Source organism: Planococcus sp. VCh962 (assembly GCF_057748275.1).
The window spans coordinates 1,056,750-1,080,533 of sequence record NZ_JBYLHS010000001.1; the positions used below are offsets into that span (position 1 = coordinate 1,056,750).

24 protein-coding genes and 1 other annotated feature are annotated in these 23,784 nt (G+C 47.2%); of the genes, 5 read left to right on the forward strand and 19 right to left on the reverse strand.

Going from position 1 to position 23,784, the window contains the following annotated elements; all coding sequences use genetic code 11:
* The first annotated feature begins 55 nt into the window (after positions 1-55).
* A complete protein-coding gene (locus AC3AQ9_RS05360; protein ID WP_488306409.1) occupies positions 56-322 on the forward strand; it encodes a GlsB/YeaQ/YmgE family stress response membrane protein in 267 nt (88 codons plus the stop codon).
* Between the two features lie 39 nt (positions 323-361).
* Here AC3AQ9_RS05360 and AC3AQ9_RS05365 read toward each other — a convergent pair whose 3' ends face one another.
* Entirely contained in the window at positions 362-1,009 is a 648-nt protein-coding gene (locus tag AC3AQ9_RS05365; RefSeq protein WP_488306410.1) for a lytic transglycosylase domain-containing protein, read from the reverse strand.
* A 161-nt stretch (positions 1,010-1,170) separates the two neighbouring features.
* Here AC3AQ9_RS05365 and mscL point away from each other — a divergent pair, with 161 nt between their 5' ends.
* Positions 1,171-1,560 (forward strand): large conductance mechanosensitive channel protein MscL, encoded by a 390-nt coding sequence (gene mscL, locus AC3AQ9_RS05370; RefSeq protein WP_488306411.1) that lies wholly within the window; start codon positions 1,171-1,173, stop codon positions 1,558-1,560.
* Positions 1,561-1,569: 9 nt separating this feature from the next.
* Here the strand turns inward: mscL and AC3AQ9_RS05375 are convergent, their stop codons facing one another.
* The 4 genes from AC3AQ9_RS05375 to AC3AQ9_RS05390 all read right to left on the reverse strand — a co-directional run bounded on the left by AC3AQ9_RS05375 (position 1,570) and on the right by AC3AQ9_RS05390 (position 2,876).
* A complete protein-coding gene (locus tag AC3AQ9_RS05375; RefSeq protein ID WP_488306412.1) occupies positions 1,570-2,130 on the reverse strand; it encodes an SCO family protein in 561 nt (186 codons plus the stop codon).
* A 95-nt stretch (positions 2,131-2,225) separates the two neighbouring features.
* Positions 2,226-2,354, reverse strand: a complete 129-nt coding sequence (locus tag AC3AQ9_RS05380; RefSeq protein WP_300992801.1) for a YvrJ family protein — start codon at positions 2,352-2,354, stop codon at positions 2,226-2,228.
* 67 nt (positions 2,355-2,421) lie between these two features.
* Positions 2,422-2,637 (reverse strand): DUF2922 domain-containing protein, encoded by a 216-nt coding sequence (locus AC3AQ9_RS05385; protein ID WP_488306413.1) that lies wholly within the window; start codon positions 2,635-2,637, stop codon positions 2,422-2,424.
* Positions 2,638-2,657: 20 nt separating this feature from the next.
* Positions 2,658-2,876, reverse strand: a complete 219-nt coding sequence (locus AC3AQ9_RS05390) for a DUF1659 domain-containing protein (RefSeq protein WP_488306414.1) — start codon at positions 2,874-2,876, stop codon at positions 2,658-2,660.
* A gap of 121 nt (positions 2,877-2,997) precedes the next feature.
* Here AC3AQ9_RS05390 and AC3AQ9_RS05395 point away from each other — a divergent pair, with 121 nt between their 5' ends.
* Positions 2,998-3,432, forward strand: coding sequence for a DUF2621 family protein (locus AC3AQ9_RS05395; RefSeq protein ID WP_488306831.1), 435 nt, complete (start codon positions 2,998-3,000; stop codon positions 3,430-3,432).
* 138 nt (positions 3,433-3,570) lie between these two features.
* Here AC3AQ9_RS05395 and AC3AQ9_RS05400 read toward each other — a convergent pair whose 3' ends face one another.
* The 9 genes from AC3AQ9_RS05400 to AC3AQ9_RS05440 all read right to left on the reverse strand — a co-directional run bounded on the left by AC3AQ9_RS05400 (position 3,571) and on the right by AC3AQ9_RS05440 (position 15,190).
* Complete coding sequence (locus AC3AQ9_RS05400) at positions 3,571-4,071, reverse strand: CcdC family protein (protein WP_488306832.1); 501 nt, start codon at positions 4,069-4,071, stop codon at positions 3,571-3,573.
* 96 nt (positions 4,072-4,167) lie between these two features.
* Complete coding sequence (locus AC3AQ9_RS05405; RefSeq protein WP_488306415.1) at positions 4,168-4,878, reverse strand: cytochrome c biogenesis CcdA family protein; 711 nt, start codon at positions 4,876-4,878, stop codon at positions 4,168-4,170.
* Between the two features lie 568 nt (positions 4,879-5,446).
* Positions 5,447-7,216 (reverse strand): ABC transporter ATP-binding protein, encoded by a 1,770-nt coding sequence (locus AC3AQ9_RS05410; RefSeq protein ID WP_488306416.1) that lies wholly within the window; start codon positions 7,214-7,216, stop codon positions 5,447-5,449.
* Positions 7,216-8,970, reverse strand: a complete 1,755-nt coding sequence (locus tag AC3AQ9_RS05415) for an ABC transporter ATP-binding protein (RefSeq protein WP_488306417.1) — start codon at positions 8,968-8,970, stop codon at positions 7,216-7,218. Before AC3AQ9_RS05415 ends, AC3AQ9_RS05410 begins: the two co-directional genes overlap by 1 nt.
* 175 nt (positions 8,971-9,145) lie before the next feature.
* On the reverse strand, positions 9,146-10,426 hold the full coding sequence (locus AC3AQ9_RS05420) for a Y-family DNA polymerase (RefSeq protein WP_488306418.1): 1,281 nt from the start codon (positions 10,424-10,426) through the stop codon (positions 9,146-9,148).
* Between the two features lie 396 nt (positions 10,427-10,822).
* A complete protein-coding gene (argH, locus tag AC3AQ9_RS05425) occupies positions 10,823-12,196 on the reverse strand; it encodes an argininosuccinate lyase (RefSeq protein ID WP_488306419.1) in 1,374 nt (457 codons plus the stop codon).
* On the reverse strand, positions 12,193-13,425 hold the full coding sequence (locus tag AC3AQ9_RS05430; RefSeq protein ID WP_488306420.1) for an argininosuccinate synthase: 1,233 nt from the start codon (positions 13,423-13,425) through the stop codon (positions 12,193-12,195). The genes argH and AC3AQ9_RS05430 overlap by 4 nt, the downstream gene beginning before the upstream one ends.
* A 129-nt stretch (positions 13,426-13,554) precedes the next feature.
* Complete coding sequence (locus tag AC3AQ9_RS05435) at positions 13,555-14,127, reverse strand: DUF3221 domain-containing protein (RefSeq protein WP_488306421.1); 573 nt, start codon at positions 14,125-14,127, stop codon at positions 13,555-13,557.
* A 115-nt stretch (positions 14,128-14,242) separates the two neighbouring features.
* Positions 14,243-15,190 carry an MBL fold metallo-hydrolase gene (locus AC3AQ9_RS05440; RefSeq protein WP_488306422.1) on the reverse strand — a complete coding sequence of 316 codons (948 nt, stop codon included), beginning with the start codon at positions 15,188-15,190 and terminating at the stop codon, positions 14,243-14,245.
* A 120-nt stretch (positions 15,191-15,310) separates the two neighbouring features.
* Positions 15,311-15,518, forward strand: a binding site (T-box leader).
* 349 nt (positions 15,519-15,867) lie between these two features.
* Here AC3AQ9_RS05440 and proC point away from each other — a divergent pair.
* A complete protein-coding gene (gene proC / locus AC3AQ9_RS05445; RefSeq protein WP_488306423.1) occupies positions 15,868-16,671 on the forward strand; it encodes a pyrroline-5-carboxylate reductase in 804 nt (267 codons plus the stop codon).
* A 55-nt stretch (positions 16,672-16,726) separates the two neighbouring features.
* The gene (namA, locus tag AC3AQ9_RS05450) at positions 16,727-17,743 is read left to right on the forward strand and encodes an NADPH dehydrogenase NamA (protein WP_488306424.1); all 1,017 of its coding nucleotides are present in this window, start codon (positions 16,727-16,729) and stop codon (positions 17,741-17,743) included.
* Positions 17,744-18,496: 753 nt separating this feature from the next.
* Here namA and rnz read toward each other — a convergent pair.
* The 5 genes from rnz to AC3AQ9_RS05475 are packed head-to-tail and all read right to left on the reverse strand — an operon-like array spanning position 18,497 to position 23,771.
* On the reverse strand, positions 18,497-19,456 hold the full coding sequence (rnz, locus tag AC3AQ9_RS05455) for a ribonuclease Z (RefSeq protein ID WP_488306425.1): 960 nt from the start codon (positions 19,454-19,456) through the stop codon (positions 18,497-18,499).
* A 7-nt stretch (positions 19,457-19,463) separates the two neighbouring features.
* On the reverse strand, positions 19,464-20,747 hold the full coding sequence (locus AC3AQ9_RS05460; RefSeq protein WP_488306426.1) for a DNA polymerase IV: 1,284 nt from the start codon (positions 20,745-20,747) through the stop codon (positions 19,464-19,466).
* Between the two features lie 26 nt (positions 20,748-20,773).
* Positions 20,774-21,055, reverse strand: a complete 282-nt coding sequence (locus tag AC3AQ9_RS05465) for a hypothetical protein (protein ID WP_488306427.1) — start codon at positions 21,053-21,055, stop codon at positions 20,774-20,776.
* A 41-nt stretch (positions 21,056-21,096) separates the two neighbouring features.
* A complete protein-coding gene (locus AC3AQ9_RS05470; protein ID WP_488306833.1) occupies positions 21,097-22,212 on the reverse strand; it encodes a M20/M25/M40 family metallo-hydrolase in 1,116 nt (371 codons plus the stop codon).
* 17 nt (positions 22,213-22,229) lie between these two features.
* The gene (locus tag AC3AQ9_RS05475) at positions 22,230-23,771 is read right to left on the reverse strand and encodes an acyl-CoA carboxylase subunit beta (protein ID WP_488306428.1); all 1,542 of its coding nucleotides are present in this window, start codon (positions 23,769-23,771) and stop codon (positions 22,230-22,232) included.
* Positions 23,772-23,784: the final 13 nt, after the last annotated feature.

The following is a 23,784-nucleotide window of genomic DNA, read 5'->3' on the forward strand; positions in this document are numbered from 1 at the left end:
AAGGATATATCTTAAGTGTAGCACTTATTCATTACTAAAAAAGGAGTTGGACAGGATGAGTTTCTTATTGTTTTTGATTATGGGTGGTATCATAGGCTGGCTTGCAGGTCTAATTCTTGGTAAAGACATTCCTGGCGGCATTATCGGTAACATCATCGCAGGTATTGTTGGCGCATGGCTAGGCAGCTTGCTGCTTGGCGACTGGGGCCCGCAAATTTGGGGCGTTTATTTAATCCCTGCATTGATCGGCGCTTTAGTACTAGTGTTTATATTAAGCCTTATTCTTGGATCTATGCGTAAAGGTAGAACTAGAAGAACTTAATAAAATAGCAAAACCGGATCCCTCGAGGATCCGGTTTTTTTATTGCGCCTGAAACTGTTCTTCGTATTGATGGTAATAATGCAAAATATCTTCTACGTATTTGTCACTGTGGTTATACTGGAAAATCGCTCTTTCGAGATCCCCTTCGGCTGCCCCGTTCTGGGACAGATAATTAGCCGCGCTGTACAAGGCATCGGAGAGGTTATACGGATCGGCCACGCCGTCGTTATTTCCGTCCACTCCGTATCCCCCGTATTTGGCAATGACGGCCGGATCCGTTTTCTCGGATTCCGGAATCTGTCCCTGGCCTTTTCCAGAACATGTCGGATGGCTCCAGCCAACAAACGTGCAAGGCATGAATTGAAGATGCCCTTCTGCCCCTACCGGCGACAGCAGCGGATCCATCGTTGAAAACTTCGTTTCGATGCGATGATGCGCCGCTAGCAAGGTCCACGGTATCCCGTATTCATCTGCCGCTTCTTGATAAAGCGGAATATTTTCCTCAGGAAATTCAATTTCAAATAATTGTTTGGGTGTTTCTTTCAGCGTATTCACAACCGTAATGGGGTTGAACAAATAAAAAACCACGATGAAAAGTGTGGTCAACACAACCGCCGCTGGAAACAATACAACCAAAAACCACAATTTCAAACGGTTCAGCCGTTTGCTTTTTTTCATTTTTTTCATTTTTTCCACACCTAATCGCTCATTTCCCCTAGTTTACCATATCTTATTGTAGATTTCTGTATACTGCTGGGAAGGAATCGGATATAATTTACAATTTCAAGTAAATCTGCATTTGATTATGGCCATATTTTCTGTAGACTTGAACAGAGGAGTTGACGAGCATGTGGGAAGATTTTAAGAAATTTGCGTTAAAGGGAAATGTATTGGACCTGGCCATTGCTGTAGTCATCGGGACTGCGTTCGGAAAAATCGTGACTTCTCTGGTTGAAGACATCATCATGCCAGCCGTCGGAATTTTGCTGGGTGGTTTCAGCGTGGAAGACTGGACCTATACGTTCCAAGGGGCCGAATTGAGATATGGCGTGTTTGCCCAATCGGTCATCGACTTTTTCATCATCGCCTTTTCCATCTTTTTGGTAATTCGTATGTTTACAAAAGTAAAACGAAAAAAAGATGTACCTGCTGAAGAAGAGCTGCCTGTTTTGGATAAAAAAGAAGAGCTGCTCGTGGAAATCCGCGATTTATTGGCAAAAGAAAAACCCGGTCAATGACCGGGTTTTTTACTTTTCAATTAACGCTTTCAAATCTTTGGTGATTTCTTTTACCGGCACATCGGTAAATCCATCGTAGTTATTGGCGATGGCTCCTTCTGTATCCATCAAGTAAAAAGATGTTCCGTGGATCACTTGATTGCTGTTCGGATCGTCCTTGACTAAAGTTTTGAAATTGTCTACGGCAAAATCAGCAATTTCCTGCTGGCTGTAACCCGTCAGCAAATGCCATTTCGATTCATCCGGAACCGAAAAGTTCTTCAGGTACTCTGTCATTATCTCTGGTGTATCTTCTTTTGGATCCACACTGAAAGCGACAATCTTGTAATCTTCAATGCCTTGTTTCACCAATTCTTCCTGGATGCCTGCCATATTGAAGGTCATTGGCGGACACACCGTTTCGCAATTCGTGAAGACGAAAGTGGCGAGCCACGGCGTGCCTTTTAAGCTCTCAAGAGAAACGGTCTCTCCTCTATGGTCTGTGTATGAAAAATCTTCAATCTGATCGCTGCCGCAAGCTGAAAGCATCAAAATCAGCCCCATGAGGAAAGCGGCTTTCATATATCTCATGCTGTATTCCTCCATTCGTCCATACCCCTTATCTTAGCGAAAGCTTCATCCCAATACAACTGTTGCCCGTCCGCCTTTATCACAAATCTGTGAAGTCAGGAAATCTTTAATGTGATCAATGCGTCGTGTATCGCCACAAGCTTCGCTTCCACCCGGTGCATCAAATAAAACGACACAAAGATCGGAAAGCCCACTTCCTGGATCAACCGCATCCACTCATCCATTTTTTCCACCTCGCTTCTATTTAAAAAGGCCCTCCTGATTCAGGAGAGCCCATCTTGCCTTATTCCTTTACACTTGGTACTCCACTACATTGCGCTCCACGATGCGGGCAGCTTTTGCCGTGGTCAGTGCAGAGCCTTCCACTTCAAAGATATTATGCGTGATGATGGTTTGCATGCCCGTCTGCAATTCCAGCGGGGTGACGTTTTCGCGCGGATCTTCAACCGATAGCGTCACTTCTTTCCCTGCGGCTGTTTCAAAGACCAGTTCCAATGTTTTTGCCATTCCTTATTCCCCCTTTGTCATTATGCGTAGATGTTCAACCCGGATTGCTTTTCAAGGAACAATAGCTCCTTCGTGCCAAAATCCGTCAAGACAATCGCTACTGCGTAAATGCCATCAGCTGCAGCTGTTTCCCGTACGTTGTGGTACGCTTTTACTTTTTTCTTCGTCTTGCCTTTGTCATCCAACCCGTTGTCAAACGTGCACCGCATGTTGGCGTTCTTGAATTCGCTTGCTGCCATGTTGCTCACCTCCTTTCATTCGCTATATAGACACAAATGCAAAAAGAAGATACATTTTTAATGAACTTTTACGAAAATCCTTCTATAATAGATGAAGGTAAGAATAAACGAGGTGAACAAAGTGGCACTTGAAGGCTGGTTTCTATGGTTTATCCTGTTTTGGGTCGTGGTCTTAGTTGGCTTGTTTGCAATAGGCGGCTACTTCATGTTCCGGAAATTTCTCAAGTCGATGCCCAAGAAAGACGGATTGTCTGATTTGAACTGGGAAGAGTACTATGTAGATAAAACCATCCATTTATGGGGAGCAGAAGAAAAAGCGATGCTGAATGAATTGGTGCAGCCGGTTCCGGATTTGTTCCGTCCTGTCGCCAAACAAAAAATCGCCGGTAAAATCGGCCAGATTTTATTGGAAGAAAAAGCGAAGAAGATGAAGCTTGAGCACATCATTCGGGGATATATCCAGGCTACCCCGAAACGTGACCATAAATTTCTCCGCAAAAAACTGGCGGAAATGCAGATTGACGTCAATCCCTACGAGCAATATTTCGAGAAATAAAAACGCGCAGTTCCTTGAATGGAAACTGCACGCTAGACTGCAGGCCCCTTCGGAAATTCCGAGGCGCCTGCAGTTTTTTCTTTTACGAGGAGATAAAGTGAATTCTGGCTTCTAAAGTCAAACTAAAAGCGCAGTTCCTTAATGAGGAACTGCGCTTTCTATTTTTTCTTGAAGTTTTTTGTATTGCAGGAACATCGCCAATCGCCACGGAACAATCATGCCGAAGGCAAGAATCCAGAACATGCCGCCCAGTTCGCCGATATCGATCGTCGAACTCAAAACAACTTTTCCAATCAGGCGGATCAGCAGCAAGCCAATCAGGATAAAGACAAATGCCTTGGATTGTTTTAAATAAATGTCTCCGTCCCGAATTTCGAATTTCGAGGTCCAGATCAGCACCGTTGAAAACAGCATGCCGACTGCTAGAGCTTCCAGGATTTGCATAGGCGCTACCCGGAAAAATGGAAAGACGAACATCAAAGCACCGGTAGACATAAATAAAGGCGGCAAAATGATTTTTTTGGCTGAGGCTGGTTTTTTGGCGGATTTGGTCCGCACCACCATAGCCATTATCCCCATACCGAGCGCCCCGACAGTTGTTGCCGAAAGCATGACCCAGGAAGGAATCATCTCCAACATCTCAAACATGTATGCTCACCTCGAAGCACTCTATTTTTTGGCTTCTTTCTTCTATTAATAATGTGTTTTTCATGCTTCCACCTGCTTACTCATCAATTAAAACCCTTGGAAATCACCGAACAACGGGCTCAGGATTTGGATGATATACGTCATCCCGTCAAAGAACAACAATATTCCTACCGCTATCATAACATAGCCGCCGACTGTCATAATCTTTTGGCTGTTTCTGCGAAGCCAGCCCGTTTGTGCCACAAAGAACGACAAGACAAAGAATGGAATGGCAAAACCGAGAATATAAGCTACCATATACCAGATGCCGGATCCTGGATTTGTTGCTGCAAGCGCATAAATGGCTGCCGTAATCGGACCCGTACACGGGGTCCATCCTGCCGCAAAAGCGATTCCGATAACGAATGTCCCAAGAAAACCGGAAGGCCGGTTTTTAAATGAAAGCTTTCGGTCTTGCATCAAGAACTTCGGTGTAAACACCTCGATTATCATCAGCCCGAACAGGACGATAAAAATTGCCCCTAATTGACGAATCAAATCATCGTAGCGGATAAACCATTCGTAAAAGAAAGAAGTGCTGAATCCAAGAGCAATAAAGATGGTTGAAAATCCTAATAAGAAAAATAATGTATGGTACATGCCTCTTCTGCGCATGACCTTTTTATCGTTTTTGAGTTCATCAATCGACATCCCTGTAATGTACGATAAAAAAGCCGGGTACAGCGGCAATGTACAAGGTGAAATAAAACTCAAAAATCCCGCACCAAACGCGAGAAACAAATTTATATCAGCGGCCACAATTGTCACCCTTTCACTATGCTCTACCTATCTTACCAAATTTATTCTCACATAACCGCCCCTTTGCCTGTGACATCTTTGTGGACAATGCAAAAAGTAGAAATAGCTGTTTTGCCTCACCGGCCGTACGCTCAGTCAATGACACTGGCACTGTTGCGCCCTTCTTCTTTTTTCGTCATTTTTCCTTTTCCTCTTTGTCGGTTCTTGGTTGTTGGCGGTTTTGAATTTTTTATTAAATTACCTTATGTAGTTTTCTACATATATTATAAAAATGCGCTTTTTGCATTTAATTTTGAAGAGCATTTCCAATGAGTTCTTGGATGTTCTTCAGATTTTTCTCCTTTTCATTTCGTTTCAAGCTTTCCAGAAATTAATGCATGCTCTTTCAACTTTATGATTACTCCTTGCTTTTCAGGATGGCCATACCGAGCTGTTTTTTAGCCTTTTCTCTTGCTTGCTTTCTTGCCGTATTTTTTATCTTCCCTTATGTAATTTTCTACATGTATTGCCTCGAAAAGCGCTTTATGCCTTTGGGCATAAAAAAAGGACGGCCGCAGCCGTCCTTCTGTTACTCCACTATGCCGTTTTGCAGCATATACATCTTATGGTAGAGTCCCCGTTTTGCCAGCAGTTCCTGATGTGTGCCGCGTTCGACAATTTCCCCATGGTGCAGCACCAGAATCAGTTCGGCATCTTGGATGGTGCTGAGCCGGTGTGCGATGGCAATCGTCGTCCGCCCTTGCCTCATATGTTCCAGGCCTAGTTGAATCGCCACTTCTGTTTCTGTATCAATGTTGGCGGTCGCTTCATCGAGCACCAGGATTTTCGGATCGGTGGCCATGGTCCGCGCAAAAGCGACGAGTTGCCGCTGCCCGCTGGAGAAAGTGGACCCCCGTTCCGTGACTTCCTGCTTGAAGCCGCGCGGCAGTTCATTGATAAAGCGGTCCGCTTGCACAAACTGCGCCGCGGCATGGACCGCCCCGTCTGTCATGGCTTGGTCATGGAGCCGGATGTTGCTGTCGATCGTGCCGTAAAACAAGAACGGATCTTGCAGCACCAGTCCCATTTTCCTGCGCAATTCTTGTGTCGGGAAATCTTTTACCGACTGCCCATCGATCAAAATAGCCCCTTCTTCAAATTCATAAAACCGCATCAGCAAATTGATGATGGAACTTTTCCCGCTGCCGGTATGGCCCACCAGCGCTACTGTCTGCCCAGGCATCGCCGTGAAGGAAATGTTTTTCAAGACATCGGTCTTGCCGTCATAGGAAAAAGTCACATTGCAAAATTCGATTTTCCCTTCGGTGATTTCGCCTGCTGTTCCGGCTTGTGAAGGCGCTAAATCTTGTTCATCGAGCAATTCGAACACTCGGGATGCCGAGACAATCGCTTGCTGGAAAATCGACAGCCGTTCCATCACTTGGTTGACCGGTTCGAAAAAGCGGTTGATATACGCCACAAAGGCATACAGCACTCCGACTTCCACCGTGTTTGAGAACGATGTGACACCGAAATAACTCAGCAGCAAGATCAATGCCAGCGCATAGACCAAATCAATAGCCGGATGCAGCAGCAAGCCGTCCAGCTTGATGTTGCGCTTGCCTGCCTGCCAATGCTTGCTGTTGATGTCATTGAATTCATCCTGCAGCCGCGCTTCCTGCCCGAACGCCTGGATCATGCCCATGCCTTGCAGTGATTCCGACAATTTGGCGTTCAATTGGCCAAGCCGTTCACGCAGATCCTGGTAAAATTCCGAACTGTATTTGCGGTACAGATACATGAGCCATACCAGTATTGGCAGCACCAAGAGCGTAATGAGCGCGAGCCGGACATTCAGGAAGAACATGGCGATATAAACCCCGACAATCAAAAACGCACTTTGCACAAAGCCGATCAGTACGCTGACGAACATGTCCTTGATGGCTTCCGTGTCATTGGTGACCCTTGAAACCATGCTGCCGGCAGGTGTCCGGTCAAAATAGCGCATGCCGAGATGCTGGACTTTTGTAAATACATCGATGCGCAGCTGCTGGATGATTTTCAGCGCCGTTTCCTGGAATTTCAACAATTGAAAATAACTGATGATGACGTTGGATACTTGGATAAACAAATACCCTAATGCCAGCCCGGCAATCGGCCCTGTTGGAAAAACGCCGGGCGTCAAATAATCGTCGATGAAGGTCTTGATCAACACCGGGCCGAGCACATCGCCAACGACAGTCAAAACCAGCAGAAACATCGCGATTGCAAGCATTTTTTTATGCGGCCCCAAATACTTCAGCAGCCGTTTAAAGACGATCCATTGGTCTTTGCCGGTCAATTCTTTTTGTTTGTCCATTACGCTTCGCCTCCTTGCTCGACGAGCGCTTCCAATTGCTGCAGCTCATACATTTCATAATAACGCCCTTTTTTCTTCATCAGCTGCTCATGTGTCCCGATTTCCGCGACCGTCCCTTCGTGCATCACCAGAATTTGATGGGCATGCTGGATGGCACTGAGCCGGTGCGACGTGATGATTGTCGTTTCACCGGTGCGCATTTTTCTCAACGAAGCGAGAATCGCTTCTTCTGTTTTCGCATCGACTGCTGACAAGGAATCGTCCAATATCAACAGTTCCGGCCTCATCATCAATGCACGGGCAATGAAAATCCGTTGTTTCTGCCCACCGGACAGCGAGACGCCCCGCTCTCCGACAACGGTGTTGTAGCCATCCGTGAAATTCACTATATCTTCATGGATATGGGCGAGCTTTGCCGCTGCGTGCACTTCGTCGGTCGTGGCATCTGGCCGGGCAAAGGCAATATTGCCCGCCACCGTAGTAGAAAACAGGAAATGATCCTGCGGCACGTAGCCGATTGCCTCGCGGAGCCGCTGTTTTTTATAATCGTTGACGGAAATTCCGCCGAATGTGATTTCGCCATCATAATCATCAAACTCCCGCAGCAACAGACGTAAAATGGCGGATTTGCCGGAACCGGTCTTGCCGACGATGCCAAGTGTCTCCCCGCGCCGCAAAGTGAAATAAACATCCTGCAGCGCCGCGCGATCATCGCCGGTAAATCTGAATCGCTCCAGTGAAAAGACAATATTGCCCTGAGGCCGCAAATCAACGGCATCTTCCCGGTCATCAATTTCAACCGGTTCTGCGAGCAGTTGGCGGATCCGGTCATAAGAGGCCCGTCCGCGTTCAACGATGTTGAAGAGCCAGCCAAAAGCGAGCATTGGCCAGATCAACAGGCCAAGATACGTCGTGAAAGCCACCAAATCGCCAATCGTCATTTCCCCATTCAAGACAAAATAAGTGCCGAAGCCGAGCGTCAGGAAATAACAGACGCCGATGATGGCGGAAATGGTCGGGTCAAACAGCGAATCGACACGTGCTACGCGGATGTTTTCATCGACGACAAGGTCGGACAACCGCTTGAAATCTTCGACATTCTGTTGTTCCTGGCCGAATGTCTTAATGACTTTCATGCCGGAGATGCTTTCCTGGGTTTTGTCATTTAAGCTTGAAAACGCTTCTTGCGCTCCGTGAAACCGTTCGTGCAGCAGTTTGCCGTAATAATTGGTCATATATGCCATCAAAGGCATCGGCAATAACACAATCACCGTCAATTTCCAATTGACGGTGAGGGCCATCGCCGCAATGACAAAGCCCCCGGTCGCAATGGAATCGACCAGCGTCAAAACGCCGACTCCTGCCGTTTGCTGCACGGCCTGCAAGTCATTCGTGGCATGGGCCATCAAGTCGCCGACCCGCCGCTTTTGGTAAAACGCCGGTGACATTTGCGTAAAATGATGGAACAGCCGCTCCCGCAGATTCCTTGCCAGAAGAATGGATGAGCCAAAGATCATCAGGCGCCATGCATAGCGCAGCGCATACATGAGGAGTGCTGAAGCCGCCAAAACCCCCAGCCATTTCACTAAAAAAGCAGGCGTCAGAGTGCCTTGGCTGATTTCATCGACAACAAAACCGATGATGCGCGGCGGCAGCACTCCAAGAAATGCCACGAACAACAGCAAAACAACTCCGCTGATGTATTGCTTTTTCCTTTCCTTGAAAAACCAGCCCAACTCCCAAAAAACGCGCATAATTTTTTCCCCTTGCTGTCTAGAGTATATGTATGGATTTATTCTTTTTTTATTTTAACAAGCTTATTCACGGAAAGATAGAAATAATTCGAGTTTTGAAATAAATTCGGGTTGTCTGGGGAATGTTCTTTATCGGAACGGAGCTTTCAATCGGATTTTTTCTGAATGATGGATCTCAGTCTTCCGGTTCATCAATGCTGCCATCCGCTTTATGGCCGCCGATTAAATTTGCCCGTTCGAGCGCCGTGCCAGCTTCTGTATAAGATACCGCGCGCAGTACGGCAGTCGGGCCATATTTTGCCCGCAATTGGTCCATCGCTTCCCCTAATTTCCGGTTCTGCCATTTCCGCTGTTCAAACAGGCTCAATTGCATCGATGTTTCATCTTCCAATTTCGTCAGCGTAAGGGCAAGCCTTCTTGCCGGCCGGCCGTCATAGAATTCCGACAGCAATTCTTTGCACACAGCATAAATTTTCAAGGTATCGTTTGTCGCTTCCTCAATGGTCCGTGAGCGGTTAAAGCCACCGCCAAACGCTTTTTTGCTGTAGCCGACCGCAAGCGTTACCGTGCGTCCTGCTTTCCCGGCTGTTCGGGCGCGCATGGCGACATCTTCCGCCATTTCCAGCAGCACCGCCGAAATATCCTTTGCCGTGGTGTAATCACGGTAAAGGATCTGCCCTTTGCCATAACTGACTTGCCCTTCCACAAGCGGCGCGCCGAGTTCCGACAAATCGATGCCCCAAGCATGATGATAAAGCTGATTGCCGAGAATGCCGAAACTTGCTTCAAGCTGCGCGAGTTCACAATGCGCCAAGTCACCGACTGAAAAAATTCCCATGCCATTCAAAGTAGCCTCCAGCCGTGCCCCGATGCCCCACATTTTGCTGAGCGGCGTAACCGGCCATAACTTTTCCGGCACATCGGCAAAAGTCCATTTTGCAAATCCTTCCTTTTTCGCTTCCAAATCGAGCGCCAGCTTCGCCAGCAGCATATTCGGTCCCATGCCGATAGCGGAAGGCAGGCAAAACTGGCGGATGATATCGTCCTGGATGCGTGCTATGACTTCTTCGGGGGTGCCCCATAATTTTCCGGTGCCGCTCAAGTCCACAAAACTTTCATCGACGCTATAGACGTGGATTGCTTCAGCCGGCACGTACTCTTTCAGCAAGCGGGTAATTTCCATCGACACTTTTAAAAAGAAGCCCATTTTCGGTTCGATTTTTTGGATGCGCGGATCATCCGGAATTTCAAACAGCCGAGTGCCGGTCCTGACCCCGAACTCCTTCTTCAATACCGGCGACGCTGCCAGCACCACACTGCCGCGCCGCTCCTGATTGCCGATTACGGCAATGCAAGCGGTCAACGGATCGAGGCCTAGGTCGATTGCAGCGCAACTGGCATAGAAACTGCGCATGTCGAGGCAGATGATGGGCCGTGTTTCCAATTCCTCATACATGACTTTTGCCTCCCTTTTCTTTCCCTTCTATAAGCATATACGAACACTTGTTCTTAATCAATAACCGTTTTCTGTTGCTATTAAACCATTGCAAAGCATTTTGGTTCGTTGCCCTGCTAGGTGAAAAGAAAGTATTTAGGCTCGGAAGGAAAGTATTGGTGCCCGCAAGGAAAGTATTTCAATGGAAACCGGTCTTAACTAGCAGCTCAACTTAAAATTCACCAAGTGGGATAAAGGAAATCTTAGCTTCATTCTAAAAGATCCCTAAGGCTTAAGGCATTTGCCAAACGTAAAAATTGCCATAGTAAAAGCCGATTTTCCTTAGGGGAGAGGAAAATCGGCTTCTAGCTTCCAGATGCGGGTACCAAGCGCATCTGGCTTATATGATTGGACTTTTTACCCGATGAGTTGCTTGGCAAGTCCCAGTTGATGTTTTACTTGATCAAATCCTGTGCCCCCGAGCGAGTTTCTGCGCTTTACCGCAGTTTTCGGCTTCAAGGTTTCGTAGATGTCTTCGCCAATCAACGGGCTGGCCTCCTGCAAATCCGACAGCGGCAGGTCTTTCAGGAAATAACCGCGCTGGATGCAAGTGAACACCAGTTTTCCGGTCACGTCATGCGCTTCGCGGAATGGCATACCCTTTGCTGCCAAGTAATCGGCGAGCTCTGTGGCATTCGAAAAATCCGAATGTACAGCTTTTTCCATAGAATCGGTGCGGACTGTCATCGTACGGACCATGCCTTCAAAAATCGGCAAGGACCCCATCAATGTATGGACCGTATCAAACATGCCTTCTTTGTCTTCTTGCATATCTTTATTGTAGGCAAGCGGCAGGCCTTTCAGCGTCGTAAGCAATCCGAAAAGGTTGCCATAGACGCGACCGGTCTTGCCGCGGATCAGTTCGGCCATATCCGGGTTTTTCTTCTGCGGCATGATGCTTGAGCCCGTTGAGAAAGCATCATCCAGTTCGATAAAGCGGAATTCTTCACTTGACCAAAGAATGATTTCTTCGGCAAAACGGGACATATGCATCATCAGCATTGAAGCATTGCTGAGAAATTCAACGATAAAGTCGCGGTCACTGACGGCGTCCAGGCTGTTTTGGTAAACGCCGGAAAACCCGAGGAAGCTGGCTGACAATTCACGGTCAATCGGGAAAGTCGTGCCCGACATCGCCCCGGCGCCAAGCGGCGACAAGTCGATGCGTTTCAGCGATTCCGACAAACGTTCTTTATCGCGTTCAAGCATCCAAAAATACGTCAGCAAATGATGGCCAAATGAAATCGGCTGTGCACGCTGCAAATGGGTATAGCCTGGCACCACAGTTTCCACATGGGCTTCCGCCTGCTCGACGATGGCCGACTGGAACGCAGTAACCGCTTCTATTATTTCTTTTACCCGGTTTTTTAAATAAAGATGCATATCGGTCGCAACTTGGTCATTGCGACTTCTCGCTGTATGGAGTTTGCCGCCGACCGGGCCGATTTCATCGATTAAATGTTTTTCCAAGTTTAAGTGGATGTCTTCGTTCGAAACGCTGAATTCCAAATCGCCGGCTTGCGCTTTTTCTTTCAGCGTTTGGAGCCCCGATAAGATCAAAGCCGTCTCTTCTTCTGAAAGAATCTGGCAAGCTCCAAGCATTTTGACATGTGCCGTGCTGCCTTCTAAATCTTCCAGGACCAGTTTCTGGTCAAAAGAAATGGAAGCTCCAAACTCATCAACCCACTGTTCGGCCGATTTTTGAAAACGGCCGCCCCACAGTTTGGTCATGATTTAACCCCTACTTTCACGTTTTCAGGAACAACGACTTCTTTTCTATTGACCATGGAATTGACGACTGTCGGAAGGCCCCATAATTCGATAAAGCCGACAGCTGATTCATGGTTGAATGTATCATCCGTTGAATAAGTCGCCAACTGCTCGCTGTATAGGGAGTTTGGTGATTTACGCCCTTCGATGATGGCATGTCCTTTGAACAATTTAACACGCACTGTGCCGTTGACATAAACTTGCGTTTCTTTCAGGAATGATTCCAAAGCGACACGAAGCGGCGAGAACCATAGGCCTTCATAAATCAATTCCGTCAATTTCTTTTCAATGACCGGTTTGAAATGCGCCATTTCCTTCACAAGTGTAATGTCTTCCAGCTCTTTATGTGCCGCAATCAAAGTCATAGCGGCTGGAGCTTCGTAGATTTCACGGGATTTGATGCCGACGAGACGGTTTTCGACATGGTCGATTCTGCCGACGCCGTGTTTTCCAGCCAGATGGTTCAATTCAAGAATCAAGTTTGCGAATGTATAAGAAACGCCGTTCAATTGAACCGGTACGCCGTTCACAAATTCAATTTCAACGATATCCGGAGTGTCCGGTGTGTTTTCCAAAGCAGCCGTTACATCATAAGCTTCTTCCGGCGGTGCTGCCCACGGATCTTCCAGAACGCCACATTCGTTGGCGCGTCCCCAAAGGTTTTGGTCGATAGAGAACGGGCTGTCCAAATTCACCGGAATCGGAACATTGTTTTCTTTTGCATAAGCGATTTCTTCATCACGTGACCACGCCCAAGCACGGACGGGAGCCACAACTTCTAGATTAGGGTTCAATGATTTGATTGATACTTCAAAACGCACTTGGTCATTGCCTTTTCCTGTGCAGCCGTGAGCAACTGCTGTTGAACCGGTTTCTTCAGCAATCTCAACCAGCTTTTTAGAAATAAGCGGACGGGATAATGCCGACACAAGCGGATATTTGCCTTCATATAATGTATGGGCTTGAAGAGAAATAAGTGCATATTCGTTGGCAAATTCTTCTCTTGCGTCGATCATGTAGCTTTCCACCGCTCCAACTTGAAGCGCTTTTTGTTTAATGAAGTTCAAATCTTTTCCTTCCCCGATATCCAGGCAAACAGCGACGACGTCGTAGCCTTGTCCTTTCAGCCACGGGATGGCCACCGATGTATCTAATCCACCTGAGTATGCGAGAACGATTTTTTTATTCAATATGAAAACCCCCAATGTATTTTTATGCATTTATATGCTGTCAATATACACATAATAACACGGGATATTTATAAGTGCAAGTGAATTAATTTGCAAATTAACAAAAAGAAAAAGCAGCCTCAGCTGCTTTTATTGTCCACCTACTGTATATTCATGTGTATCTAAATTGACGCGCACTTCAGCCATTTCTCCATCGATCATGTTATTGAATAAAAATCCGATTTCATTGTCCCGGACAATCGGCTGGCCAAGAATGACCAAACTCGACAATTGCTCGCCTTCGATGTAGGCAAGAAGCGCTTCGGATTGCTCTGCTGATGCTTCATCATTTAAAATCGACACCGTTTGCGCATCGGCTTCCATCGGGAATGTCTCTTTTAATGGACCTGTATAATCAACGCTGACCTTCATGCCGGTACGGATATCTCCGATTTTGCCATCTGTAGTTTCAGTTCCGTTGTCAAAATTGACTTTGACATCTTTCGGAATCGTGAAATAAATATTGTTCACAAGAATCTGATCCGCTGTCACTTGTGTGATAAACCCTTCTTCCGACAGTTCTTGTTGTTCTTCGGCTGCAGCGTCTGGCTCTTCAACTGCCGCGTCCTGCTTTTTCGGTTCTTCCGCCGGCTCAGCCGCTTTATCATTTGAACACGCTGCTAAAAATAACAGACTTGCCATCAACATACTCAATTTCTTCAAAATACCCCATTCCTTTTCGGTTTTATCATAATTGCGCCATTCATTTTTTGAAAAGTCCAACAGGTTTATTTTAACCGCTCTATGCCTTTGTTGCAATAGAAATTGGCCGCCAACGTCAGGCTTTCAAGTAATGGAAAATTCCGTTGCCGTCCATGCGCTCCGTAATCAATCCATCCTCCAGCAAATAATCGATTTGCCCAATCGTTTCCGACAAGGTGAGCCCAAGCTCTTTTTCATAAGCATAAGGGAACAGGTTTTTCGTCAAATCATAGACAGTCTTTTCTTCGTTTTCAAGCATATCCAGCACTTTCAATGCGCGTTGATGCTGTTTTTCAAGCCGCACTGTGACCAGTTCATGGACATTTCTGACGTCTTCCCCATGGCCGCTATAGACCACATCAATCGGCATTTTCAATAAACGCTCAAGCGATGCATTATATTGAAGCAGTGATTTCGGACGGCCTTCTTCCGGATGAAGCGGAGGCTCGATCAAAGGATTTGAGGAAACTTTTGCGATGACATGATCTCCGCCAATCATCTCCCCGCTTTCCTGATTCCAATAAGACAAATGGCTTTGAGCATGTCCAAGGGTTTCAATGGCATGCCACCCTGGGTGCCCTGGCAATGCGTCGCCATCATTGATTTCTCTATCAAGCGCCCGGTTGCCCATCAGATTCAATGGCCGCTTCATTTTCTTGACCCAAAACCAGAGTTCTTCCGGAACGCCTTCCTCTTTCAGGCGGTCCAGATAAAAGGCATCGTGGTAATCCAAAAATGCCTGGTCGCGTCTCAGCCATAAATCATTATAGGGATGTCCATATAATTGGGCATTGTCAAAACCATCTACCCAACCGGCATGGTCGGGATGGTGATGCGTCAACACCACCTGTTCCACATCTTTCGGTTCAACATTCGCTTCCTTCAACCCGGCTTTCAGTGCCAGCCATGCTTCCGGCGTTTTTGGACCGGCATCAATCAATGTCAGCATATCCCCTTTAATCAAATAAGCATTCACATCACCTACAGCAAAAGGTGTCGGTATAATAATCTTATGTAAACTCATATTCCCATCTCCTCTAAAACTGAATCGCTATTCACCTATCATACCGATAAAATCCAATTTCGTCACGCAGCAAAGACCATTTGACAAACAATTGAAACTACCTCTATAATTCAGATACATATATGAGCGAAGAAAAAAGATCAGTACAGAAGATGATGGTGCCAAGAGAGTGCGCTCCAGCTGAAATGCGCATCCCCGCTCCCTTCTCGAACCTGCTTTTGAGCTGCCGTGAAAACACGGCCGTCTATCCGCGTTAAGGATATCGAGAAGTGCCGCAAGCCGGCAAATTTAGGTGGTACCGCGGAAACCAAGCGTTTTCGTCCTTGCAAAAGCAGGGACGGATGCGCTTTTTTTTTATTGAAAAGCGAAAGCGCCTGTCCAGTCCCGACAGGCTTAAGGCAGAACACCGAAACGGCGTGTTTTTGCCGTACAGGTGGGTTGACTTAAGACCCCGAGGGACTAGGCGCTGCAGCTGGACATTGAAATGCGAAAGCGGCCGTTAAGCCCCGGCAAGCGCTGGAAGGCCTTCCGGTGACGGCACATCCTGCCATTAGCAGCTCTTTTTGATGCACCGAAGCGAACGAAGCGTTGCAGAAACAGCATCGAGTGTTTCAAGGATTTTCGCACCGGTTTTAACAGCTAAGGTAAATTACATAGAAGAAAAGGAAGTGGTATACATGAATATCGTATGTATCGGAGCAGGTTCCATGGCGGAGTCCATGATCCATGGCTGGATCAATAAACGCATATTAAAGCCAGGAAACATTTCCGTAATGAATAAATCCGATATTGAGCGCCTGGAATTTTTGCGTGATGAATACGGGGTCAATATCGTCCAGAAAGAAAAGGCGGAATTAAAAAACGCGGATTTTGCTTTGCTCGCCATGAAACCCAAAGATGTGAAAGCCGCACTTTGCGGCATTCAAGACGATCTGTCTCCGGACACCGTCATTTTATCGGTTGTAGCCGGGGTGTCCATCAGCACTATTCAGAAATATGTCGGCGACCTGCCTGTTGCGCGCGCCATGCCGAACACGTCGGCTAAAATCGGCAAATCGGCGACTGGCGTGGCATGGAGCGAACAAGTGACGCATGAGCAGCAATATGAACTGAGAGACTTGCTGTCATCAATCGGCGGCGTTACCGTTGTTGAAGAACCGCAGCTTGATGCCGTCACAGCAGTCGCAGGCAGCGGCCCGGCATTTATTTATTATTTTGCAGAAGCTATGACCGAAGCAGGAGTCGCTAACGGATTGTCGCTTGAGGATTCGAAAAAACTGGTCCGCCAGACATTTTCCGGGGCCTCCGATATGTTGCAGCATGCTGAATTTGCTGAACTGCGAAAAAAAGTGACCAGTCCGAACGGTACAACTGCAGCCGGAATCGCTTCATTAGAAGAAAATAATTTCAAACAGATCATCGGGGAATGTATTAAGCAAGCCACCAGCCGTTCACAAGCCCTAGGGAGAGAATTCGAGTAAGGTCCTCTGATATAATAAGTATCTACTCGTTAAGAATTAAGGGGAGGAACTTATTATGGCTAAGTTATTTGAACCCATTACCTTCAAAAGCACCACCTTCAAAAACCGCATTGTCATGGCGCCTATGTGCATGTACCAAAGCGATCAAGAAGACGGCAAAGTGACCGACTGGCACCGCGTACATTATCCGACGCGCGCAGTCGGCCAAGTAGGCCTAATTATTGTGGAAGCGACGGCTGTACAGCCGCAAGGCCGCATTTCCATGAGAGATTTAGGAATCTGGGAAGACAGCCATATCGAAGGCCTCGCCGAAATCGTCCGGCTGATGAAACAGAATGGCGCAAAAACCGGCATCCAGCTGGCACACGCCGGCCGCAAAGCGAATCTGGAAGTCCCAATTCAGGCACCAAGTGCCATTGCTTTTAACGAGAAATATCAGACGCCTCGGGCCATGACACTGGAGGAAATTGAAGAAACGGTGCAAGCCTTTAAAGAAAGCGCAATACGTGCGAAAAAAGCGGGCTTTGACTTGATTGAATTGCACGCAGCGCATGGCTATTTAATCAACCAATTCCTGTCCCCGCTAACCAATAAACGCACCGATGAATACGGCGGCTCTGCAGAAAACCGTTACCGAATCCTGCGCCAGGTCATTGATGAAGTCAATGAAGTATGGGATGGGCCTTTGTTTGTCCGTATTTCTGCCAACGATTATGCAGAAGGCGGCATGACGCCAGAACAATATGTGGAAATGACGCAATGGATGAAACAGCAAGGTGTGGACTTAGTGGATGTCAGCTCCGGAGCTGTGGTGCCGGCAAAAATTCCATCCTATCCAGGCTACCAGGTGCCTTTTTCAGAAACCATCAAACGCAAAACGCCAATTGCAACAGGAGCGGTCGGCTTGATCACCCACGCACTCCATGCAGAGGAAATTTTGCAGAATGAACGGGCAGATATGATTTTCCTGGCCCGTGAATTGCTGCGGGACCCGTATTGGGCTTATACCGCGGCAAAAGAACTGGGCATCGAAATTGAAGCACCAGTGCCCTATGAACGCGGCTGGATATAAGGCAGTTGCAAAATGTCCGAAATTTAGTATACTGAAAGTAACGTAAAAAAACCGAATGCCGGAGCATTCGGCCAGCTGCGTGCCGCACCTAGGGCGGTTGGCTGGAATTCTTGGCTTTGAAAACAACCGTCATTCCTCTACCACAAGGGACGGTTGTTTTCTTCGTTTATAGCCAAGTTCCGCCTGCAGCTGTATCATCATTTTATCACAATTAGAACAAGTGTTCTATTGGTAAAATAATTTCTTTTATTTTCCATTATTTTTTAGAAATTTTTATGGAGAATTCTGCTCTATTGCTGGAAAATCCATGTTCCAGATAAAAAAGAAGGCATGGGCGCCGGCCTAGCTAACAGCAGAAAGAAAGATATTTGAAAATCTTTTCAAATTGAGTATACTGAAATTATCAAAAAAAAAACCGAATGCCGAAGCATTCGGCCAGCTGCATGCCGCGCGTGAGCGGTTGGCTGGAAAACTAGGCTTTGAAAATAACCGTCATTCCTCTACCACAAGGGACGGTTATTTTTTTTCGTTCATGGCCAAAATCATGTAGACGACCAAAGTCACTGCACTGATCGTTAACCCGATGCTCGTGAAGACGAGAGCAAATGATTCTGAAATAGTCATGTCACCACCCCCTTTCCTTGGGAATGGCCAAACCGTCCTCATGCAGCTGTACCTTTATTTTATCACAAAAGGAACATATGTTCTATTATTTACATAACAATATTTTGAAACTCCAAAAAAAGCCATCGCTTAGCGACGGCTTTCCATTTTTCTCCTTACTTCCTGGTTATGCTGATGCCATTCGTACTCTGCGAAATCGCGCGCGATAAACACGTTCGGATGGATGCCGCGGACCTGCTCGGTCAGTATTTTGTCGTCATCCGGCAAGAACCTTGAGCTTATGTGATTGGCAATCAAGGCCTTTGCTCCAGCCAGGCTGGCCGTTTTAGCAGCATCATAAATGGTCGAGTGACCATAGCCTCTCGCCATTTTTTTCGTCTCCGCATCAAATGTCGCTTCGTGTACCACGATATCCGCATCCCGGCTTAACTCAATGGCGGCCTTGCAGAAACGGGTGTCGCCAAGAATTGAGACAATAAATCCCGGATGGGCAGGTTCAGTTACATCCATGCTTTTGACGACTTGGCCGTTTTCCAAAACCACGTCTTCCCCTGCTTTCAGCTTAGCCAGCAACGGGCCTTTGGGAACGCCGTATTCCGTGGCTTTGTCGATATTCAACTTCGGCTGCAGCGGCTTTTGAGAAATGCGGAATCCATATGAAGGAATGACGTGATCAAGAAGCGCCGCTTCCACCATCATCGTTTCATCTTCAAAAATAACGCCATCCAACTGTTCATGGAAATTGATGTTATATGTCAAATGCGTCCGGCTGAGGCGCAGAAAAGTTTCCACAAGTTCTTTGATGCCTGCGGGGCCGTAGATGTCGAGCGGTTCCTCTCCTCCTTGGAAAGAGCGCGAGCCCAGCAGTCCCGGCAAGCCGAAAATGTGATCTCCATGCAGATGGGTGATAAAAACTTTTTCAATCTTGCGCGGTTTTAATGTGGTATGTAACATCTGATGCTGTGTCGCTTCCCCGCAGTCAAACAGCCAAAAAGTTCCACGTTCCTCTAGCAATTTTAGAGCGAGAGAACTGGAATTGCGATGCTTTGACGGCATACCCGCTCCTGTTCCGAGAAATAATAGCTGCATAAACTCCCTACTTTCTTTCGTGGTCATGGTCATCCAAAAAATCTTTGCTCCTGCATCGCTTCGCTGCTTCGTCGCAGTTAAAATCTTTGCTGAAACTGGTTTCCGATTCGAATGTCGCTTTTTTAAAGTGGGCACCCCGAATGATGACGCTTTTACCGAATTTCGTTTCAAGTTTGGACATCAAATCCAGAATTGGCTCTTCTTTTGCGTGCTCCTGAAAATTAAAGATGGACAGCTGTTCAGTCATCTCCCCTTTATCCGCGACATTCGATACAGTCACGCCAACAAGGCGGAGAGGTTCACCATTCCAATGCTTGGTAAACAATTGCCAAGCATTGCGGAATATATCCTCCCGTTTCCAGACAGTGTTTCTCAACGTAATGCTGCGGGTGCGATTTTGCCACTCCGAGCTGCGGGTTTGGATGCTGACAGTGGGACCGGCCAGCTCTTTCGCTTCGAGCCGGTTGGCAACTTTGTCGCTTAACTTCCGGAAAATCGCTTTCAAGTTTTCTTCATCGGTTTCATCGACCGGCAAGGTTGTCGAAGTCCCAACGCTTTTTGTATCGTAAATCGAATCAGGATCCACAATCCGGTCATCAAGGCCATTTGCCCGATTCTGCAAGCGCAGGCCATTCTTGCCCATCTTCTCTTTTAAGAGGCCTGTATTGGCCGTGGCCAAATCGCCAATCGTGGCAATCGACAGCCGCTTTAATTTTTCTGCAGTGCTTTCGCCGATGCCATGCATTTCGATAACCGGAAGCGGCCAGAGCTTTTCCTGGATGTCGCGCTTCCGCAGAATCGTGATGCCCATCGGTTTTTTCATATCGGACGCCGTTTTAGCCAAAAACTTATTCGGTGCAATGCCAAGTGAGCAAGGCAAATCAAGTTCCGATTTCATGCGCTGCTGGATTTCTTCCGCCAGCTCCAGCGCATGCCGTTCTTTTGCCAATTCCGTCACATCAACGTAGCCTTCATCGATCGATACCGGTTCCACAAGGTCCGTATACGACCGCAAAATGTCGAACATCGCTTTTGATGCAGCCCGGTAGCGCTCGAAATTCGGCGGCAAGAGAATCAATTCCGGATATTTCCGTTTGGCTTCGTGCACTTGCATCGTCGTATAAATGCCGTGCGCCCGCGCCTCGTAAGAACAAGTCACAATAATGCCGCGCCGCTCTTTCGGATTGCCGGCAATGGCAAGCGCTTTGCCTTTTAAAGTCGGATCATGCGACTGCTCGACCGAGGCGTAAAAACTATTCATATCAATATGGAAAATCACTCGGCCTGCCATGTAGATCGCTTCACTTTCTTTTTCTTTCAGTTTAACATACGAAAAGCGAGGCTGCCTCTTGGAAACGTGCTGGAAATGTGGCGTTGCTCTTCTCTTTTATCTATAAAGCCGGTTTGATATTCCGCAATTTTTGAAATACGACCAGTAACGCTGAAAATACGACCAGTTATCATGAAAATACGATTCACAAGGAATAAAATACGACCAGCAAAAGAGAAAATACGATTCCAGCCGAAAAATCCGGATAGAAACCGTTCGAAATCTTCAACATTTTTTATTGCCTTTAAACAGAAAAAGACTGCAGACATTATCGGAAAAACCGACTATGCCTGCAGTCTTTTCTTTTATATCAAACAGCTGACTCTCTGACAATTTCAATCAGCATTTCGGTCAGTTTTTCAAGTTCTTCGATTGGCATGCGTTCTTTTTTCGTGTGGATTTCTTCATAGCCGACACTTAGATTGACGGTCGGAATGCCAAATCCGTTGAAGATATTGGCATCACTGCCGCCTCCGCTTGTTAAGACAGGTGCCGCCAGGCCGATATTGGCTGCCGCTTGCTTGGCGATTTTCACGACTTTTTCATGTTCATCAAAATGGAACCCAGGATACATCAGTTTCACTTCAGTCACGGCATTGCCGCCCATGCGTTCAGCGACTTCTTCAAATACCGATTCCATATGGGCTGTCTGAGCGGCCAATTTATCTTCCTGGATTGACCGGGCTTCTGACAGAATGTGGACTTCGTCGCACACAATATTGGTCGCTTGGCCGCCTTCAAAACGGCCGATATTGGCCGTCGTTTCTTTATCGATGCGTCCGAGTGACATTTTAGCAATGGCTTTGGCCGCAATTGTGATTGCTGAAACGCCTTTTTCAGGAGCTACCCCGGCATGGGCTGTCTTGCCATAGATGGTCGTCCATAACTTTGCCTGGTAAGGCGCTGTTGTAACGATTCCACCCACTTTGCCATCACTGTCAACGGCATAACCGTATTCAGCGAATAATAACGAAGCATCCAGTTCTTTGGCTCCGGCCAGCCCGCTTTCTTCCCCTGCAGTGATCACCAATTGGATATCGCCATGCTCGATTTCCTGTTCCTGGACCGAACGGACCATTTCAAACAAAGCGGCAATTCCCGCTTTATCGTCCGCACCCAGAATCGTGGTGCCGTCTGAATACACATAGCCGTCCCGGATTTCAGGCTTCACACCTTTCCCAGGGGTTACTGTATCCATATGCACGGTAAAATAAATCGGCGATGCTGAAATTGCGGCTCCCCGCAATGTGGCAATCAAGTTATTGGCGCCATGTCCGTTATGGAAAGAAGAATTGTCTTCTCTTACATAAAAGCCGAGGTCTTCCAATTTCTGTTTCAGCACCCCTGCGATTTCTGCTTCATTTTTTGTTTCTGAATCGATTTGTACCAATTCAAGAAACTCGTTCAATAATCGGTCTTTCTTCATCATTGGTACCTCTCTTTTTATAAAGGCATATTGCCATGTTTTTTAGCTGGGCGCGTCTCTTTTTTATGGCGCATCATTTCCAGCGCTTGAATCAATTTAATGCGCGTTTCCCGCGGATCGATTACATCATCCACCATTCCGCGTGCTGCTGCCACATAAGGGTTGGCGAATTTTTCACGGTATTCCTCTATTTTCGCCGCCCGTGTTTCTTCCGGATTATCGCTTGCGTCAATTTCGCGCGCAAAGATGATATTGGCTGCTCCTTGCGGGCCCATAACGGCGATTTCGGCATTAGGCCATGAAAATACCAAATCGGCCCCAATCGATTTGGAGTTGAGTGCCACATAGGCTCCTCCGTATGCTTTGCGCAAAATCACTGTCATTTTCGGAACCGTCGCTTCTGAGTAGGCATACAGGATTTTCGCTCCATGGCGGATGATTCCGCCATGCTCTTGTTTGATGCCGGGGAAAAAGCCGGTAACATCTTCAAAAGTGATCAATGGAATGTTGAAGGAATCACAGAAACGGATAAAGCGGGCGGCTTTATCAGAAGAGTCGATATCGAGTCCGCCTGCCATCACTTTAGGCTGATTGCACACCAGCCCAACTGTTTCGCCTTTAATGCGCGCCAAGCCAACAACAATATTGCGGGCAAATTCCGGCTGCACTTCCATGAAACTGCCGTCATCGACCACTTGATCGACGACCGCCCGGACATCGTATGGGCGAATCGCTTCATACGGCACGACGTCAGCCAGATCCGGTCGGTAATCGTCTGCTGCATCCGCTGCAAGGCGAGGCGGCATCTCCTGATTGTTCTGTGGCAGATAACTGATCAGCCTGCGCACCATTTTCAGTACTTCTTCTTCGGAATCCGAGCGGAAATGCGCATTTCCGCTGATTGCTGTATGTACTTTCGATCCGCCAAGGTCTTCGGAAGAGATCTTTTCTCCCGTCACCGTTTCAATAACTTTCGGTCCGGTGATGAACATCTGGCTCGTTTTATCGACCATGAACACAAAATCGGTAATGGCTGGCGAATAGACAGCCCCGCCCGCTGATGGTCCCATGATCACGGAAATCTGTGGAATCACGCCCGAGTAAATGGAGTTCCGGTAAAAAATATGGCCATAGCCATCAAGCGACAAAACGCCTTCCTGGATGCGGGCTCCGTCTGAATCGTTCAAGCCGATGAATGGAGCCCCGTTCTTAGCTGCTAAATCCATGACATTGGCTATTTTTTTGGCATGCATTTCACCCAGCGCTCCACCAAAAACAGTGAAATCCTGTGAAAACAGATAAATCGGACGGCCACCCACTTTTCCGTAACCCGTGACTACCCCTTCACCAGGTCCGTTTGCCATTCCAAAATCTGTCGTCCGGTGTTCCACGAAAGGGCTCAGTTCCACAAAAGAACCTTCATCCACTAACAGCTCGATGCGTTCACGGGCAGTCAGTTTGCCTTTTTCATGCTGCTTTCTGATGCGTTCTTCCCCGCCGCCGAGTTCAATTTCGCGTCTGCGGTCATACAACTCATTGATTCTTTCGTAAATATCCATTTCTCCACTCCTC